Origin of the sequence: Nitratireductor mangrovi (assembly GCF_007922615.2) — a bacterium.
Taxonomy (GTDB): domain Bacteria; phylum Pseudomonadota; class Alphaproteobacteria; order Rhizobiales; family Rhizobiaceae; genus Mangrovimarina; species Mangrovimarina mangrovi.
This window is the reverse complement of record NZ_CP042301.2, coordinates 2988471-3006829: the sequence shown is the minus strand read 5'-3', so window position 1 is coordinate 3006829 and position 18359 is coordinate 2988471. Positions and strand designations below refer to the sequence as shown.

The window sequence follows — 18359 nt, the reverse complement described above, 5'->3', positions numbered from 1 at the left end:
TCTATTCCCCCCGCGCTTTCAGCCGTTCCAGGAAAGGGCCGTACCCGTGCGCTCCCAGCCAGAACCGGACGAGGTTCGAAACGCCCATGCTGGACCGTGTTGCACCGCTGATCGCGTCGACCTCGAATGGTCCGTCTGCGCCGCCTTGCACCACCGAAAGGCGTACGGCGCCGGTCTCGTCAGCAATCTGCTTGCCCTGCCAACGGTCCTGCCATGACGGATCGGTGATGCGCGTGCCGATGCCAGGTGTCTCGCCTTGCTCATAGATGCTGACGGCCGCAATTGTGTTGAGATCGCCTTTGATCGCGACATAGGCGCGGATGGTCGACTGGTAACCTGTTCCGTAGGTCGGGATCACCACCAGCACGAGCCGGTCTTCGTCGCGCAGCAGATACGCCGGCGCAAAGATCGGCCGGCGGCCGATACCGGCTACGTCGGCATCCTCCGGTATCATGGTCGTCAGTTCCGGATCCGTCTGCGCGGCAGCATAGTCAAACTGCGCGGGAGCGAACGCATCCGTGACATCTCCAGTGCCAAGGTTGACGATTACGGTATCCAGCGTATCCACTTCGGTCTCCCGCAGGATGTCCGCCATGCCGGGCAGTGCCGATATCATCTCGGCCATGCGCCTTTCGCGTTCGCGCTGAAGGTTGGCCTCCTGCAGCGGCTCCAGCGTGACGGCCGTGATCGAAACGGCCGTTGCGCAGACAAGAGCAACGAACAAGGCGACGCCGAGCGTTTTCGCCCGACTGTCATTAGGTAGCGCGAGGAAACGCTTCCAGAGCCTCCAAGGGTTGAACTCAGTCACGGCGTCGCCTCCGCCGCACATTGAGCCAGATAACGATCTGATCGATAAGCGGCGCGAATACGCCGGCCAGCAGAGCAGCGAAGACAATGGCCCGGAGTGAGCCGGGATCGCCGCCGGCATGGCCGAACACCACCATCAGCATTCCCGCCAAGAGGCCGTAGAGCCAACGGCCCGGATTTGTGGACGCCGCGGCGACCGGATCGGCGATCAGGAAGATGACGCTGATCATGGCGATGCCGGTCAGCAACGGGTGCCAATCGCCTTCACCGGAAACCATCAAACTGACGGTCGCGCCAATCGCGATGCCGCAAAGCACGCGCCAGGAGACTATACGCAAACCCAGTAGCAACAGTCCGCCCGCGCTCGCTGCGACGGCCAGGGCCGTGTGATCCGGTTTCTGATAATCGCCGGGAAAGGAAAACATCAGGAATGCGAGCGCGACGGTGGTCGGATGAAGAAAATTGCGGCCGCGGCCGCCGAAAATCTGCTCGCCCATGACCACGCCGAAGGAGAGCGCTAGGAGCTGCTGCCAAATCGGCACTGTGTCGGGAACCAGAATGGCAAAAGTCATGCCGGTCATGATCCAGTCCCATTCCAGCGGCCGTTGGCGGAAATGCGCGAAAAGCCAGCTCCATGCCAGAGCAGCCGCTAGCACCACCCCGAGCGCAGAAAGGAACAGGGTCGGCCGGCCATCGATGGACATACCGACTGCGGGCAGTAGCGCGGCAACCGTCACAAAGGTGATCCGCTGATGATCCCAGCGGGCCATGACAAACGGTGCCGGTGGACGCGCCATGCTTTGGGCGGACCTGCGCCCGACGGTCTCGTTCATCGCCCGCCGCCTTCCAGTTCGTCCAGTATCTGACGCAGCAATGCGCCGTAGTCGGCTCCGTCGGGGCAGAGATGCGAAAGCAGTGCGACGTCCTCCTCGACAAGTTCGAGACAACCGAGACGTTCAGCGGTTTCCACGTCGCCTATGGCGAGCGCGCGCATCAGCGGCAGGGGCAGGATGTCGAGCGGCATCGCGGCATCAAGGGATTCGATCGGGATGATCGGACCGCCGCTGGCAGCGCGCGGCAGCCAACCGGACACTGTGCCGAGAAGCGAGCGCGGCCGTGCCGGCCACCCGTTCTTCAGCACCGTTACTTGTGTGTGATAGCGGCCCAGATAGGCGGATGAGCGTCCCGACAGCACGGAGCCCGACACGAGCTGCACCGCGCCGTCCCGAGTCTCGCCGGCTATCAGATCCTCGATACTGGCGCCGAGCCGTGTCCTTGTCAGTCGCGGCTGGCGCATGCCGGGGCCGCCGAGGGCAACGGTGCGCTCCGTCCATAACCGTCCGGTTTCGAGCAAATGGCCGACAGCGATGACGTCCTGGTAACCGATGTGCCAGACCGTGCGCTTTGCAGACGCCGGCATCAGATGATGGATGTGCGTTCCAGGAAGTCCAGCCGGATGCGGCCCGGCGAAGCTGGCCACCCGAAGGCGCTCCTCGCTTTGCACAAGTTCTGGTCCGGGCGGCTGACACACAAAGACAGGGCCGTCGGTAAGGTGCGCTAGCGCACCAACACCTTGCTTGAAAGCCTCGATATGCCGGTCGAGGATGATCCGAGCGTCGGCCGCCAGCGGATCGGTCTCGATCGCCGTAACGAAGATCGCGGCGGGCATACTTTCCGGATCGGGTATCCTACCGAAAGGCCGGGTTCGGAAAGCCGGCCACGAGCCGCTGGACAGGAGAACCTCTCGCAGGGTCTCGCGGTCCCTCGCGGTTGCAGCCTGCCTGAACGTCTCCGCTCCGTCCCCTTCGACCCTAATGATGAGCTTATCGAGCATGCGCCGATGCCCAGCGACGATGTGCTCTACCGTCCCGCATGCCGGCGCAGCGAAACGTATTCTGGGCCGCTTTCGGTCGATGAAAAGCACCTGGCCCGCACAAACGCGATCGCCTTCCGCAACTCGAAATTCCGGCCGGACTCCGGGGAAATCCCTGCCAAGAACGGCTACCGACGACACGTCCCGCGTCGCGCCCACCACCTGTTCGGGCGCGCCATCGACTGCAATGTCCAGACCTTTGCGGAGACTGAAGTTCATCGAAACCGGTTGCCGTATTGCCGCTGCATCATCCGCGCCGTGCCGACACAAACGCGAATTTCTTAAATGGACTGCCATCTGTTCGGCGGCTTTGCGCTCGATCAAGTCAAGAGCGAACTACCATAGATGACAGCACCAATGCATCGACCTAGCGTCGTGCAACCTTATTGACGAAGATCAAAGCGGCAAGCACCAAACTTTGGGAGAAGGTCGATATGTGGTTACGAACTGCATGGTTCATTGTGGTGTCATTTGGAGCACTGATTGCGGTGTCCACCGCAAATGGTCAGGCGCTCCACGACATTCACGAAGGTGTCGGCGTTCCCTGCGCCGCTTGTCATCAAGGGCAGCAGGAAATGACCGCACCGCCGGATGCGATTTGCGTGGCCTGCCATGGAACGATGATCGGGGAAGAACATCCAGTGATGTCGCCTGATCCTCACCGGTCCCCTCATCTGGGACCGGACGAGATACCGGCCTGTAATGATTGCCACAAAATCCATGGCGAGTCCGAAGTGACATGCGTGATGTGTCACCGAAGCTTCGAATTCAAGATCAAGTAGCCGCCACGTGCGGCTCGAAACGGAGGCAGACATGACCGACGGTAAAAGCACGTTCAGCCGCAGAAGCATGCTGACAGGACTTAGCGCAGGTGCCGGGCTTGCCGGACTGAGTGCGATAAGCTCGGCCAAGGCGGCGAACCTTCCTACTCCCGAGATAGTAGAATCGTTCGACGTCGTAGTGATAGGCACCGGCTTGGCCGGCACGGCAGCCGCTCTGGAGGCGGCCTCATCGGGAGCACGCGTTGCCGTGCTCGACAAGGCGTCGGAGAACCGCGCAGGCGGGAATTCGGCGCTGTCTGCAGGCATCATTGCGATGCCTGCTTCTGCATCGTCAGCCGACAGCGCCGCCTATCTCGAGGATTTCGTGTCAAAGGGCCAAGGGCGCGGCAATCGTGCGATATATGAATTGATGGCACAGAATACGCGCGCGGATGTCGAATGGCTGCGGACCAACGGCGCCGAATTCACGGCCCAAGGAACGATGCCACCCTATCGCATCGCGACCGTGACCACCGCGCCGGGCCCCTATATGGGCATGCCTCGAACGTTGGCTGGATTGCGCAACAGGATTGAGGAACTGGGCGGCCACTTCTTCTTCGACACGAAGGCGAAGCATCTCGTCCTGAACGAGAATGGGGCGGTTGCGGGGGTCCGCGCGATCGGTTCGGACGGGGTGATCGAGTTGGCCGGACAATCGGTTGTCGTCACCACGGGCGGCTATGCCGCCAATCCGCAGATTATCGCGGCGTATTCGGACCCCAACGCCGAAGCTCTGATGGTGCGTGGCATCGACTGGGCGACGGGGGACGGCCTGCGTATGGCCGGTGACGTCGGCGCCGGGCTGCGCGGCATGGGCGGCATCATGGCGCTGCACATCGCAGCTGTCGATGCGGTCGAAACCGCGGCCGGCAACCCCTTCGCAGCGCTTCCCTATTGCATCTCCGTCAATCAGGAGGGCAAGCGCTTCGTCGATGAGTCGAGAGGATATGTCGCCCACGGCAAGGCGGTTCTCGGTCAGCCCGGTCAACGGGCCTCGCTGGTCTTCGATCAGACAATTGCGGAATTGCCCGCCACCCAGACGACGATGGCGACCTTCAGAAGGCTCGGCATCGACATCATCGAGGCGTCCACCCTCGATGAACTGGCCAAAGAACTGGGCGTACCCTCCGATACTCTCGCCGCGACAATCGCCGATTTCAATGTCGCCGTCTCGGGCGGCGCGGCCCCCGAAGCTTCTCCTCCGAAGGCTGCCCTCGCACGCAAGATTGAGAGGGCGCCGTTCTACGCTTTCCATCCGCTCGCGCCGGGCGTCACGCTGACATTTGGCGGACTCATGATCAACGACAACGCCGAGGTGCTGGAAGCGGACGGAAGGGTGATTGCGGGCCTGTATGCCGCCGGTGAAGGTGCCGGACATGTCTTCTACGACGACTATGTCGGCGGCGGTTCGCTAGCCAACTGCCTAGTTATGGGCCGTATAGCGGGTCGCGAGGCTGCGTTGGCCGGCTAAGGCATCACCCCGGGCCGGACACGATCCGGCCCGGGGCCGTCACATCTCGGAGCCGGCAAACATTGCCGGGGCGCGTGCTGGAAAATCACTTCGCCGAAAGGGCACGCATGGCAAACCTCGATCAGTTCCAATCCCGTATGGCGTGACGCGCGCAGATCGCGGCCGCTATCGTCCTGGTTCTCCTTGTCGAGGGCCGGTTCTTCCTGATCCCGCTCGTCGTCGCACTCCTGCTGTTCGTTCTGATCACGGCGTTGATCGACTTTGTCGCCGCCCTGCGAATTGGACGGCTGCGCATACCACTGTGGGTGGCAACGACCGTCACGTTTGCGGCCATTCGTGGCGGTATTGCTTGGCCTGCTTGCGATCGTCTCGCAGCAGATGGCCACCGTACCGGCGCAACTGCCGACATATGTCGAGCGCATGCAGGCGTTGCTTGCGAGGGGCCTGGGCTGGCTCGGCGCGGATACCGCCGCCTTCGTATTGGCGGCGATAAGAGAAATCGACGCCGGCGCGTATCTGCGGACGACAGCAGGCTCCGCGGGAAATCTGGTCGTGGCGACGGATCTCGTGTGCCTTTATGTCGGCTTTCTTTTTGTGGAACGCCACTGGTTCCTGCCAAGCTGCAGCGGCTCTTTCCGAACGATGACGATATCGACGATTCCGTGGTCGGCCTCATCAACTCGATCAATCGCAGCGTCCGCCAATCCATCTGGGGGATCCCCGGCATGTTCCTCGCCGTTCCGATGATGGTTATGCTGGCTATCGTCTGCGCCCATTTCGAAGCCACGCGGCCAATCGCCGTGCTGCTTTCCAGAGACGGAAAGCTACCAGCCGCGATTGCGTTTAGGCTGACTGGATCGTCAACACGAACCTTTGCCTCTCGGAGCAAAGTTCAACCTTCACCCGCCAATGATATCCGTTTGGCGTAGATCGGAACCATACCAGTCCTACCGCCCATGCCCATTCTTGAAGATTAGCGATCAATAGCTTCCGGACCGATTCCGGCCCCGGCCAGGACGTTCGCCTTCACTGGCGGTCATGCTGCAGACTGGAGCACACCAAGCATCTAACTTGCCTCCAATACTTCTCGGCCCGACCAAAAAAGACTGACTTCCTTTCGTATTGGCTTGGCCTATAGTCCTTAGGGCTTGGGAGCGATACCGGTGAGACACGCGTCGTTCTGCTTCGGGGTGGTCTTCATTGTGGCGCTGTTGGTAACGGCGGCGCGCGCGACCGAGGGGCGGTTTAGGGTCCTGCCAAACCTTAGCGATCCCTATGATCTCGCCGCCATCGCCGTCTCGCCCGACAAGCGGCTCGTTGCAAGCATCGGCAATACGCTGAGGGTCTGGGACTATGAGCGGGCTCGCCTGGTCGCGATCATCGACGTCGAGGACGATCCCGGCGACGCGGTGTTGTTTTCGCACGATTCCCGATATCTGATTTACGGGACGAGCCGCGGCAAGATCGAAGTCTACGAGCTGGAGACCCAAGAGCTCGTTCTTTCCTTCCCGGCACATGAGAGCAGCGTCGAGTCACTCGAGCTTGACTCGACAGGCGAAATCCTGCTCTCCAGCGGTGCCCTTGACAAACCGAAGTTCTGGCGGCTCGAAACCGGCGAGTTCCTCGCTGATCTCGATAGCGAGGATAGTTGGCCGGCGACGTTCCTGGACAACGACCGCCAGGTCGCGCTCAAGACCGGCGACGGTCAGATAGCGATCCATTCGACCGAGACCGGCGAAAAATTGCGACAAATTTCCTTCGGGGAAACCGCCTCTATCTCAACATTTGCCGTCTCGCCCGACGAGACCAGGGTGCTTGTCTACGATGCCGGCAAGGTCAGCGTCTGGGATCTCCGTTCGGGCAAAAAGCTGCGCGATCTTGAGGCACCGGACAACATCATCGACGAGGCCCTGGCCTGGCTGCCTGACGGCCGGCGGGCCGTGACAAGTGGCTATCGCAAGGGGGGCGATCTCGCGAGCGCTATCGTGTGGGATACGGAGACGGGAGAACGGCTGCAGGAGCCCGTCTCGCCTGCCGGCGCTTTCGAGGGTTTCGTTATCGGGCCTGAAGGGATGACCGCACTGAGCGGATCTGAGTTTGGCCCGACGCTGTTTGAATGGCCGCTGCTGAACGACGGGCCGGGGCGCATTTTCGGCGTCCGGCCCGCAAGCGTCGCCGCCGCGGCTTTTGTCGAGAGGCAGGACTTCGTGGTTGCGGCAAGCACCGACCGGCGCCTGCGGCTATGGGGGCACGACGGGCAATTGCGACATGTGATCGAGCTTGGGCTCACACCCCATGCGGTCGCCGTTGTACCGGGAGGCAAGGTCGTTGCCGTGGGAGGGTTTGGTGAAAATGACGTCGCCGTGCTGGTCGATCTGAAATCGCGTGCGATTGTCAGGCGCTACGGCAACGCATCGCTGCTAGGAGCTCTCGATCTGGCGTTTTCGCCTGACGGCGAAATCCTCTACGCCGGCTTGAATGACGGGACTGTCCGTGCCTGGCGGGTGCGCGATGCGACCGAGCTGGCTGTGTTCGGCTTGCCCAATCAAGGCATCGACAAAAGCGTGGACGCCATGGCGATCGCGCCCTCCGGCGAGGTTTTGGCCGTTGCCACGACAAAAAGCCTCAGCAGCGGCCGCCATAACATCGAACTCTGGAATACCGCGACGGGGACGCTGATCAGGACGCTCGAAACACCGATCGGCGGCGCCGACGATCTTGTTTTTGACCGCGAGGGCAAGAGGCTGCTCGGCGCCAGCGGTTGGCGGGAGGTGCGCATCTGGAATGTCGAGACCGGCAATCTGGAAAGAGTGATCGAGGACGTGCCGGGCAATCCGAGCGCGGTGGCATTGCAGCAAACGGGTCGTCATCTTTTTGTCGGCTCGTCATCGGGCAACATCCGCAAGTTTTCGCGCACGACCGGGCGTGTTCTGGCCGAGCTAGACGGCCATGCGGCCGCGATCGACAGCCTTTCGCTCAGCGCGGACGGATCACGGCTGCTCTCCGCAAGCCGCGACGGCACGGTCAGGCTCTGGGATACAAATGACGGCCGGGAACTAGTCAACATGACGGCGGGGCCGGAGGGGTGGCTCAGCCTGATACCCCAAGGTTTTTTCGCCGCGGCGGGTAATGGCGGCCAACTGTTGTCGGTTGTGACAATGCAGCACCCATATTCGGTCGAACAATTCGGCAAGGCGCTTTTCCGGCCTGATCTGGTCGCGCAATGGATTGCTGGCGATCCTGCACGAAACGTCCGCCGTTCGGCCGAACGACTGGACCTCGGCCAGATCCTGAAGTCGGGCACCGCACCCGACATACGTGTCCTCTCCTCAACCCAGAGCGAGTCGACGGTAGAGATTGCGGTTGCACTAAGAAATACAGGCGGTGGCATCGGGGAGATCGAATGGCGGGTCAACGGCATTGCGCAAGCCGCTCGCAGCGCTATGGCACTGAAACGGCCACCCCAGCTTGCTCGGGACGAGGTGATGGTGTCGCGCCGGTTTGAACTCTTGCCGGGCAGCAATCGCATCAGCGTGGCGGCTTACACCGCGAACAATTTGCTTGCCTCGGAACGGCTGCAGCTTGTCTTTGAGTTTGGCGCCAGCGGCGAAACCCGTGCCGGCCGCCTGTTCGTGCTGGCGATTGGCATCGATAATTATCGCAACCCGGCGCTGGCGCTTCGGTTCGCGGTGGCCGACGCATCGGCATTTTCGGCGGCGCTGAAGGCTGCCGCGGGAACGATCTTCGATGACGTTATCGTTAGGACCCTATTGAACGCGGACGCGACCGAAAAGCGCATAAGCGAAGTGTTTGCCGAACTCGAGCGCGAGATGGACGTCAATGACAAGTTCGTTCTGTTCGTCGCCGGACACGGCTACACGCTCGATGGCAGCTATTATTTCGTGCCACAAGACTTTGGCGACCCGGTTTCCGCCATCGGTCAGGAGCTCTGGCAGTCCTGGATCGACGCCATCCCGGCACAGGCAAGCATTCTGATATATGATACGTGCGAAAGCGGCACGCTTGTTGGCACCACGCGCGATCTTTCGGGTTCGCAAAGCGCAGCTTTCGACCGTCTCAACTACGCGACCGGCCGCAGCATCATCAGTGCCGCCACAGGGCTCCAAGCCGCAGCCGAGGGCTATCGCAACCACGGGCTTTTGACCTGGGTGCTGCTCGACGCCCTTGCCAGGGGTGACCGCAACGGCGATGGGCTGATCGATGTGAGCGAGCTTGGCAGCCATGCCGAGGAACAGGTCCCCGCGCTCAGTGTCGCGACCTTCGGCACCCGCCAGCAGCCGCGTAAGCTCATCACCGCCGACTTCCCGATTGCCCGGCGTCACACAGCCATACCTTGATCGACTCGAACGCGAACCGCGAAGTGGAGTACGCTTTCCAGGTTATCGCAAACCACAGCACCGCGCTGACTGCGGCAGCATCTGAAGGGGCGAAAGCCTTGTGCCGTCCGGCGACAAGTGGCTCACGACGTTCAGGCGCGGCGACGTGCTAGCCGTGGCGCTGCTGAAGTACATGTCTACTTTCCTCGGTCTGCTCTCGAAGAGCGGGCGGTCCGTTGCCGGCCCCACTTCAGGTCATCTTCGTCAGGGCGGAATGGTGGCGACGACTCTGTCGCCGTATTCATGATCCCATACGCCTACCTGACCGGAAAGCCCTCGTACCGTTCCAACGTACGACGTGGCTCGCTCACCGTAGCTAATCTGTAGCTTCGCTGTCGCCTCGGAGCTGAAATGGGGTGTGCTACGTCAGTGAAAATGTATTGAGATCAGTGCTTTGCGATGGTGGGCGTGACAGGGATTGAACCTGTGACCCCTACGATGTCAACGTCGTCGCCGCTCGTGAAATGCGCGGAATTCCGCGAAAAGACCACTAAATAATTCGGCTTTTCGGCGCCTGAAGTAGCCAGCCGCAAGTTCTTCAGGTTCAGTGAACCTAAGGGCCACTACGTATTTCGAGCGATGAAGCCAACTTTCGCAAAGGCGTCGGAGAGAAGCGCGCATAGACGCGAGCTGTTATCTTGCTGTCGCCATGACCGAGAAACTGAGCGATCTCGTCCATGCTGTGGCCGTCCTCAGCGAGCCACACGGCAGCACTATGACGCAACATATGCGGCGAGACATCCGACCGTCCTATGGCGTTGCCTGCTGCTTTCAGGCCACGTCTGATCGATCGCACGGGTTTGCCCGCCCATTCGATCACATAGTCCGTCAATGCGCCCTCCTTTGCGTTGCGAAGTGCTTCAAGCAGCCCGTCGTTAATAGGCACGGTCGCTCGGCCCTTGCGGCGCGCTTGGTCTTTGGGATCACGCTGAGTGATCCCCGTGAATAGCGAAAGCCTTGCGCGACAAGGATCTGCCGAATAGTTGAGCGACGACGACCGAGGATCGTGCCGTTCGTCGACTAGTATCGCGTGAGGCAAGAAGGAAGGCGTCTGCCGAGCAGGCGAGGTGCGGCTGGACGTGCAGGCGAGACAGCGCGAGCCTACGCAGGACTACCGCGAAAAAGCAGAACTCGCTTTCAGCGCCAACGCGGGGTCAACCTTCGGTGTCGTTCGTTGCTGGAACGGTTGTTCATCAGTCTGTCACTCATCATCCGCGCGTGTTGGCTGAACGAGCCGGCAAATAAGCTGTTTACGTGGGGTTGTCTGAAATACGGGAGCGGGGCGGCCGGCAGACGGATTTGCCGAGCGTCGGCGGCATCAAGGAACATCGCGAAGCTGATCGTGCCGGAGTTGCGCCTCTTTGCCCGGTCGGCCTCGTCTAGGCGACGAATGTGCGTCCAGTAACTCTTGGCGATTCGATTCATCTCGCGCGACATTGACAGCACGGATTTCACCCCTAACGCCTGCCGCGTCCGGGACGCGGTCTTCGTGCAGTAGCGGCCCCAACCAGCCGCGTTCCAGAGCTCACGAATATCGGCTTACTTTTCTGGCAGCCATGCATCCCATTTGCCGCCTGCGCATCTCAGCGCACTGTTGAGTTCGCTCCGCTCTCCTTCAGGCACGTGGATAACGCCGTGGAGATGCAGTCGACCAGCTTTGGTCAGTTCCAACACGAAAGCAAAAGGGATCTTGCGCGCGCCGAATCGGGCTTTCAAGGCACGGGTGATACGTTGCTGCAGATACGACTTCACGCCATCGCCTTGGCATCTAGCCTCCCGTTCAATGTCACGCCCGAGATTCAAGGAGAAAGCTTCGTAGCCAGCATCAGGCACAGCTCTCGTGCAAACTTCCATCTTGAGATGCTCGCTCGCATAGCGCCACGCTGGGAGGGCCCGTGTGTCGCGTGCAGCGGCTTTTCCCCGCTTGGAAAGGATACCTAGATCAGTCTCAACGTGGTCGGAGCGGAGCGTGTAGGGTGTTTTTTACTAAGGGGCGCTGACGCTAGAGTCTGAAGGTGGGGCTATGACGTCGAGTCGACTGGATGCACGCCTGTCTCTTTCCCTTGATTTGCGAGGTCTGCGTGACCTGCGACGTCGTTCCTGATCGCGGGATGTTATTTCGACGGGCTTTGTTGGCGATGCGCGGCAATCGGAAAATTGATCAGTTTCGCGGGCGCGTTTTTGCTCTTGCGCCGCGCGTGATTCCTCCGCAAGTTGTTCGAGGATTGCATACTGCTCGTCGGTCAGATCGGCGTAATCGTCGTTGGACGGCGGACTGCTGGTAGGGTATAATTTCGACATAGCGAACCGAATTTGACCGGCCGTGCGATCATCTCCGCGGCCGGTCTTTTTCTTGAGGATAGGCGCAGCAAACATACGTCAGTATTGACTGATTATCAATGGCCAACTGAAAAAATGCTGGGAAACATGCCGCTCAGATTGAGACATCAACCAAGAGCGGCACGTGATCGCTTAGCCTGGCCTCTACGTATGTGCGATAGTCGCCGACTGTAGCCGAACTGATCGCGATGTCTCGTGAGACGAAGGCGTAGTCGATATGGAAATGGCTCTTCGGCGTATCTTGCCATCGCCAAAGAGCGTCGGCTTGGATTCGGCGCCCATCTGTTCATCCTTGAAATAATGCCAGGCGCTACGAAACCGGAGTTCATCAAGTCGCTCGATTACGCGCGCAAATCGGCGCCCGGACGTCCGGCGCTCGTCTAATGCGACGGACTGGTTGAAGTCACCGGCCACGATTCCAGGTCCAGCCCGGAGGAAGCCGCCCAGCTGTTCTAGGGCGCTGAGTGTCGGGCCTACATAGTCAGTCGTCTTCTTCACGCACGTGCCCACAACGTGCAGCTTCAGGTCACCCCGCGACAGCCTGACCGGCAAGAACAGCCGCTCGGCGATTTGGACCTCTGCAGGTTCGATGCACCAGCCGTTCAGCGCCACAACGGCTAGGCCGCGGCGACCGGTTCCTATCCAGAAGCCGCCGCTCGTATCTGGCAGCGCGTCGGCAGCATCTTCCTCTGCCTCCGAAATGAGCACCACATCCGGCCTCATTCCCGCGATGATGGCGGACTTGCGCTGGAAGTTGCCGGCGCAGTTCCAGGTGATGAGTCGGATCTGCGTTTTGACTGACGGCGTCATTGGTTGCCAGTCTCGTTCGGGTCGCGTGAAGGGAAGAGGCTGGCAATTGCATAGGCGAAGAGGTCTCGCATGTCTTGGCACCAATGAGATTGCTCTCAGCCTTGGCACGCACCCGAGGATTCTTGCTGGCGCTATGCTGAAACGTTAATCTCGCCATGGAGTGGTGCCTGTCCAGGACAGGAACCCTAGGTGGTGGCCAAGACAGCTGTGGAGCGGCTCAAGCGGGAATTGGTGCTGGAGATGAATGGGGAAGAGTCTCGTAATGGCGACACCTGAGGATGCCGTCGACAAGTTCGGCGAAATCTCGCAGTTGGTCAACGAGAAGATCGAAGATCTCCGGCTGCGCCTGCTCGATCTGACGGCGCGGAACCCGTTGATCCGCGTTCGCCTGTCTCACGCGAGCAACTCCTATGTTCGCGTGGTCGACGAACTGCCTGATGTGCTCTTCTTCCGTCTGTCTGAAAGCCGGGCGATGCACTTCGCGCCTTTGCCGCCGTTGGAAGAAGATCCCCCGGACGAACAGACGCGAGACTTCCTGGACGCGGTCTCGGTGGCGCGTGCGACCGACGAAATCTATCGGGCTTCACTGGACAAGCTCGACCCGAACGGCACTGACTATCTCGACAAGTCACGCAATCTCGAACGCGCCCTGAAGGACCGAGTGCGGGAACTGGCCGGCTTGCCGCCGCGTCCAACGAGCAAGGATATTGCCAGTCTTGCGACACATGCGCGCGCACACGGCATCACGCCGGCATTTGATCTTCCCGATCCTGACGATGAACGGGAGGACGGCCGGCACACGGACGATGAAATCCAGACACTGCAGCTCCCACGTGACCTTGAACGACGGCTGAATTCGATCATCTCCAAAGGCAATACGTGGCAGCAGGAGACGGGCGTCAATGTCGTCCAAGCCGCGTTCGGTTTCCTTGAGTGGTCGGACCCCAATGGCCGAGACAACAACCTTTCGCCTCTCATCGTGCTTCCCGTGGTCCTTAAGTCGCAGAAGACGCCTCGTGGGGCCAAATTCAACGTCGTCGGTGCCGGCGAGAATGCGGAGTCCAATGGCGTCCTGGCAGAACGTTTGAAGCGTGACTTCGGACTGAAGCTCCCCGACTACGACGGCGGCTCGACAGAGGAATATTTCGAGCTGATCGACAAGCTCAAGCCGGACATCCCAACATGGAAAGTGCGGCGGCAGGTCGTGTTCGGCATTTTCCCGTCGGCCAGGATCGCGATGTATCATGACCTCGATACAACCGCCGCGGATTTCGCAAACAATGACATCGTCCGAGCCATCATGGCCGGGACCCAAACATCGGGCTTGTCCCCCTATGCCAAGGACCATGATGTCGACGCTGCCGATGATGAGGGCCGGTCGCCTCTCATGGTTATGGACGCGGATACATCGCAGGTCAGCACCATCCTCGATGTAGCGTCCGGAAAAAATATCGCGGTGGAGGGACCTCCTGGGACGGGCAAGTCGCAGACCATCGTCAACGTAATTGCTTCCGCGCTCGCCGATGGCAAGAAGGTCCTTTTCGTGGCCGAGAAGCTGGCAGCACTCGATGTCGTCCGGTCTCGCTTGGAGACGGTCGGGCTTGGCGAATTCATCCTGCCGCTTCAGGCAAGCCGCTCAAGCCGAAAGGACGTTGTCGCCTCGCTCCGCGACCGGCTGACGATGGGGCGCGCTCAGCGGCCACGAGATTTCGATACCAAGCATCAGCGGCTTCGAGAAACGCGCGCCAAGCTTGGCGAGTATGTCGAGATATTGTCGTCGATATTTGCCGGAACAGGCCGCACGGTATTCGAGATACTAGGCAAGGCGATAGCAACCGGCCCCGCTGTTGCGGACCTGTCGAGAGAAATTCGCGAGCTTTCACTGGTCCCGCATGGTGAATATGACGATGCCACCCTACAGGGAATCCTTGACCGCGCGCGTGCGTTCGACGCTGCCCTCGCAACTGCGTCGACAACGCCAGACTTCTGGCGGGGAACGCACCTCGTATCCCTTACGCCGATCGAAGCTGACGAGATCCTGGAGATAACGAGAGGGGCTGCCTCACGGGCTGCGCGGGCAGGTCAGTGCAGGAAGAGATGCCAGGAGTTCGGTATCGGTCTCCCGGAATCCCTTGCCCAGCAGAGAGACCACGCGGTAGCGATCAAGGATTTCCTGACGGCCGTCGATTTGGATCAGCTTGAAGAGTGGGCGCACCTTATTGCGGTCGACGACATCGAGCCGATGCGGCGGATCACGGCTTCTGCGGAGAATATGGCTGAGCTGACGGGCCGTATTTCTGCACAGCTTGTCGATTTGCACGCTAGAGATGCCGTCGAGCGAGCCCTTGAGATCTGTCAGCTGCATGGGTTGGCAAGCCCGGACCCTGCCGCTCTGGCCGGCAAGACAGAAAAGGTTGCGCGCACGCTGCAGGCGGTTTCGAGTGTGAGGCGTCGCATTGCCGAGTTTCAGGAGCATTGCGCGGAATCGGCCGGCTGGACGTTGCGGATGTTCCACGTCGCGCGGAAGCTCGTGACCGGCGCAGGGCGCGATGTCTTGCACCTGAGAACCGATGAACTCGCATCGCCCGCTGCCCTTCCGGCATTGAAGGCCCTTGTAGCGCGCGGCAAGGAACTTGCCGACGACAAGGACAAGCTGTCGACGATGTTCTTTCTAGAAGGGACGGTGTCAAGAGAGACTGTCCGGGGAGCGCTGGCGGCGATCAAGGGCATGGGTGCCCTCTCGTTTTTGTCGACGGACGCCAAGTCTGCCAAGAAGTTCTACATGGAAACTTCGCGGAACAATCGGTTTGATAAGGAACAGTCGATACGCGAATTGACGTCGCTAGCTGACTTCGTCGACCGTGAGTCTGACTTCAAGAACGATAGCCGGTGCAAAGATTTGTTTGGGCTCAATTTTAGTGGCCTGAGCACCGACTTCGTTCAATATGAGAAGCTCGTAGCCTTCCTTGAGAATGTGGACGCCTCCTTTCCGGGGCCGGAGCATCAGCGGATCCGGGCGTTCATCAAGACAGCAGATACGGAACTGCTTCTGTCGCTCCCAGACGTCGGCAGTCTCGACCAAGACATAACGCCATCAGACCTCGATCAGATAATGGATCGCGAGCAGGCCAAAGTCGACGAGTCGGGCAAGGTTCTTGAGGAGTTGAGGTCCGTAGCTGCCGCATTCTGCAACCCCGCTTCGATGGCGGTGCGCGACATGGAGAGACTGCTCGCCGACCTTGGCGCCCTTAAAGAGCACCGAGAGGCGATTTCGGCAGATTGTCATATCCTCGGGATCCAGTCCGACAATGGCGTGGGCAATTCGACGTTTTCGACTCTTGAGCGGTGGATTGCGCTCAAGGAGGTCGTGGGTGGCGATCGCCAACTCGCCGAAGCTCTCCGTGCTGCTGCGTCGTCTGGGAACTTGCCTCCCATTGGACAAGCTCTTGGCGATCTCGTCGAGGAATTGAAGGCGCTGGACCGAACCGTCGCCGATGTCACGCAAAAAACCGGGGTCGACCTTGAGGAACTAATGGGAAAGCCAGTCGATCTGGAAAGCTGGCTTTCCGGTGCGTCCGTGGATCGCACTGGTCTCTTGGCGCATTCCGACGTGAGAAGAGCGAGGACTGCTGTTGAAAGAGACGGCTTTGGGTGGATTGCGGAGCGGCAGCTAAGCCGTGAACTCGATCGGTCGACTGCCGAAATAGTGGACGCAGTGGTAGCGCGCTTTCTGGCGAGCCGGGTGTATGACCAGCATGGCGAAGCATTGAGCGGCTACACAGGAGAGAAGCTCTCTGAACTCCGCCGCCGTCTGGCGGAACTGGACAGACAGCTTATCGCCCTTTCGCGAGACAAGTTGCGTGCCGAACTCTATGACGCCGCAGATCCACCACCCGGCAACGGTGTCGGTCGCAAGGCGGACTACACCGACATGGCCTTGATCTGGTCCGAGATTGAGAAGAAGAAGCGGTTCATATCGGTGCGTGATCTGGTTCGTCGAGCGGCTGACGCGGTGCTCGAATTGAAGCCATGCTGGATGATGTCGCCGCAAGCCGTTGCCCAATTCGTTCCTAAGGGCAAGGTGCAATTTGACCTGTGCATTATTGACGAGGCGTCGCAGATGCCTCCGGAAGACGCCATCGGGGCTTTGTTTCGCAGCAGCCAGACGATGATCGTCGGTGATACCAACCAGCTGCCGCCGACAAGTTTCTTTCAAAAGATGCTCGACGACGAAGTTGACGACGACGAAAAGGAGACGGTTCTGCAGGAATCCGTGCTCGAAATGGCGAAGAGCACATATCGTCCTGCGCGGCGACTGCGTTGGCACTACCGATCGCAGCATTCGGGCCTCATCAAGTTCTCCAACCGGCTTATCTACGACGACGATCTAATCGTCTTCCCATCACCAGATGAGATTCGGGCGGACATGGGCGTTTCCCTGCAACAGGTCGGTGGAAGTTACAAATCTGGCCTGAATGCCGACGAGGCGCAGGCGGTAATGGAAGCCGTGGTTCGCTTCATGCGCGAGCATCCCGACCGTTCACTCGGGGTCGTGGCTGTCAACAAGCAACAGGCCGATCACCTAAGGGAGCTGTTCGACAACGACTTCCTGCCGGAGCATGCCCACGTCCGCCGCTATGTCGAGCAGTGGGAAGAGAATCGCGACGGACTCGAGAGTTTTTTCATCAAGAACCTCGAAAACGTTCAGGGCGATGAGCGCGACGTCATTTTCATCTCTACCGTATACGGCCCTGGAAAGCCGGGCGATGCCGTGGCGCAGCGATTTGGTCCCATCAACGGGATTGCCGGACAACGACGGCTTAATGTTCTCTTCTCGCGGGCCAAATTGCGCATCGTCACGTTCTCATCCATGTCCTCGGCGGACATCCGTGCCGAAGAGAACGGAAACAAGGGTGCCTGGATGTTGAAGCGTTGGCTTGAATACAGCGCGACAGGCATCCTCGAAAGCGGTGACATCACGGACCGCGAGCCGGATTCTGATTTTGAAAGGCATGTCATTGAACAGATAAGGTCGATGGGCTGCGAGCCCGTAGCACAGGTCGGTGTAGCGGGCTATTTCATCGACATTGGCGTCAAGCATCCGGACTGGCCGCATGGCTACCTGCTGGGCGTTGAATGTGATGGAGCGGCCTACCATTCGTCACGCTCTGCTCGCGATCGTGATCGGTTGCGGCAGGAAGTGCTGGAGCAACTGGGTTGGAAACTGGTTCGCATATGGTCCACCGACTGGTTTGCGGATCCTCGCCGTGAAGCAACAGTCTTGCGGCAGTCGATAGCGAACCGGCTCGAAGAGCTGAGGTCAACAACGATCGAGTTAGCGGGTAAGCCCGAAATTGGCGGCCTGGACCGCGACCAGCCTGCCGGCAAGGCAGAGGTAGAATTTGAGCTGACGCCACCGCCTGAGCCGGCCCGCACCAAGAGAGCAATTCAGCAGCGCTTCGACCTGTCGCCAACGAAGCCGGTTGCCGAACCTCTCGTTGAGCAATCCGACCGAATAGAGATCGGCGATACGGTGCGCTTGCGCTACCTTACCCACGGCCAGGACGTTATTCAGGTAACGATATCCAAGCACGGTAACGACCCCGAAAGGGGGCTTGTTGGGCATGCCATGCCGTTGGCGGAAGCCGTTCTCGATGCCCAGGAGGGGGACGAGATAGAGGTGCTCAACGGCAGCTATCTTCGCTCGGCCGTCATAGAGAAAGTAATCAAGGCGAAGGCGACGTTGTAGAGCGGCGTTCCGTGCTCCGGCTTATGGGCGGATAGGTGCGCGCCCCGCGCTCGAGTGAGATTTGAACTCGGCCCGAAAGGAGTTATCTCGC

The 18359-nt window shown here is 60.2% G+C and carries 12 protein-coding genes; 4 read left to right on the top strand and 8 right to left on the bottom strand.

Translation table 11 applies throughout. The features are described from left to right. Position 1: 1 nt before the first annotated feature. Genes nqrC through FQ775_RS14625 form a run of 3 tightly spaced genes read right to left on the bottom strand, consistent with a single transcriptional unit; the run spans position 2 to position 3004 of the window. A complete protein-coding gene (nqrC, locus tag FQ775_RS14635) occupies positions 2-829 on the bottom strand; it encodes an NADH:ubiquinone reductase (Na(+)-transporting) subunit C (protein WP_206064894.1) in 828 nt (275 codons plus the stop codon). Beyond that, positions 801-1640 carry an RnfABCDGE type electron transport complex subunit D gene (locus FQ775_RS14630; protein WP_146300194.1) on the bottom strand — a complete coding sequence of 280 codons (840 nt, stop codon included), beginning with the start codon at positions 1638-1640 and terminating at the stop codon, positions 801-803. Before FQ775_RS14630 ends, nqrC begins: the two co-directional genes overlap by 29 nt. Beyond that, entirely contained in the window at positions 1637-3004 is a 1368-nt protein-coding gene (locus FQ775_RS14625) for an NADH:ubiquinone reductase (Na(+)-transporting) subunit A (protein ID WP_206064755.1), read from the bottom strand. The genes FQ775_RS14630 and FQ775_RS14625 overlap by 4 nt, the downstream gene beginning before the upstream one ends. A gap of 62 nt (positions 3005-3066) precedes the next feature. On the opposite strand from FQ775_RS14625, the gene FQ775_RS14620 reads away from it, so the two are divergent. Together FQ775_RS14620 and FQ775_RS14615 are read left to right on the top strand one after the other, a co-directional pair. Then, complete coding sequence (locus FQ775_RS14620; protein WP_146300195.1) at positions 3067-3462, top strand: cytochrome c3 family protein; 396 nt, start codon at positions 3067-3069, stop codon at positions 3460-3462. Positions 3463-3493: 31 nt separating this feature from the next. Further along, a complete protein-coding gene (locus FQ775_RS14615) occupies positions 3494-4972 on the top strand; it encodes an FAD-dependent oxidoreductase (protein WP_146300196.1) in 1479 nt (492 codons plus the stop codon). Positions 4973-5290: 318 nt separating this feature from the next. On the opposite strand, the gene FQ775_RS14610 is transcribed toward FQ775_RS14615, so the two are convergent. After that, on the bottom strand, positions 5291-5578 hold the full coding sequence (locus tag FQ775_RS14610; RefSeq protein WP_146300197.1) for a hypothetical protein: 288 nt from the start codon (positions 5576-5578) through the stop codon (positions 5291-5293). A gap of 557 nt (positions 5579-6135) precedes the next feature. Here FQ775_RS14610 and FQ775_RS14605 point away from each other — a divergent pair. Further along, the gene (locus FQ775_RS14605; RefSeq protein WP_146300198.1) at positions 6136-9330 is read left to right on the top strand and encodes a WD40 repeat domain-containing protein; all 3195 of its coding nucleotides are present in this window, start codon (positions 6136-6138) and stop codon (positions 9328-9330) included. Positions 9331-9922: 592 nt separating this feature from the next. On the opposite strand, the gene FQ775_RS14600 is transcribed toward FQ775_RS14605, so the two are convergent. The 4 genes from FQ775_RS14600 to FQ775_RS14585 all read right to left on the bottom strand — a co-directional run bounded on the left by FQ775_RS14600 (position 9923) and on the right by FQ775_RS14585 (position 12519). Then, positions 9923-10408 (bottom strand): tyrosine-type recombinase/integrase, encoded by a 486-nt coding sequence (locus FQ775_RS14600; protein WP_146299442.1) that lies wholly within the window; start codon positions 10406-10408, stop codon positions 9923-9925. 98 nt (positions 10409-10506) lie between these two features. Next, positions 10507-10824: a hypothetical protein gene (locus FQ775_RS14595; RefSeq protein ID WP_146299441.1), complete on the bottom strand. Its 318-nt coding sequence runs from the start codon at positions 10822-10824 to the stop codon at positions 10507-10509. Between the two features lie 84 nt (positions 10825-10908). Continuing rightward, complete coding sequence (locus FQ775_RS14590) at positions 10909-11121, bottom strand: hypothetical protein (RefSeq protein WP_146299440.1); 213 nt, start codon at positions 11119-11121, stop codon at positions 10909-10911. Between the two features lie 732 nt (positions 11122-11853). After that, positions 11854-12519: an endonuclease/exonuclease/phosphatase family protein gene (locus FQ775_RS14585; RefSeq protein WP_146299439.1), complete on the bottom strand. Its 666-nt coding sequence runs from the start codon at positions 12517-12519 to the stop codon at positions 11854-11856. A gap of 262 nt (positions 12520-12781) precedes the next feature. On the opposite strand from FQ775_RS14585, the gene FQ775_RS14580 reads away from it, so the two are divergent. Beyond that, the gene (locus FQ775_RS14580) at positions 12782-18268 is read left to right on the top strand and encodes a DUF4011 domain-containing protein (protein ID WP_167812987.1); all 5487 of its coding nucleotides are present in this window, start codon (positions 12782-12784) and stop codon (positions 18266-18268) included. Positions 18269-18359 lie beyond the last annotated feature (91 nt).

Bases quoted from the DNA above. Each gene is read 5' to 3' on its own strand.
- nqrC (WP_206064894.1), bottom strand. From the start codon at position 829: ATGTGCGGCGGAGGCGACGCCGTGACTGAGTTCAACCCTTGGAGGCTC.
- FQ775_RS14630 (WP_146300194.1), bottom strand. From the start codon at position 1,640: ATGAACGAGACCGTCGGGCGCAGGTCCGCCCAAAGCATGGCGCGTCCA.
- FQ775_RS14615 (WP_146300196.1), top strand. From the start codon at position 3,494: ATGACCGACGGTAAAAGCACGTTCAGCCGCAGAAGCATGCTGACAGGA.
- FQ775_RS14585 (WP_146299439.1), bottom strand. From the start codon at position 12,519: ATGACGCCGTCAGTCAAAACGCAGATCCGACTCATCACCTGGAACTGC.
- FQ775_RS14580 (WP_167812987.1), top strand. From the start codon at position 12,782: ATGGCGACACCTGAGGATGCCGTCGACAAGTTCGGCGAAATCTCGCAG.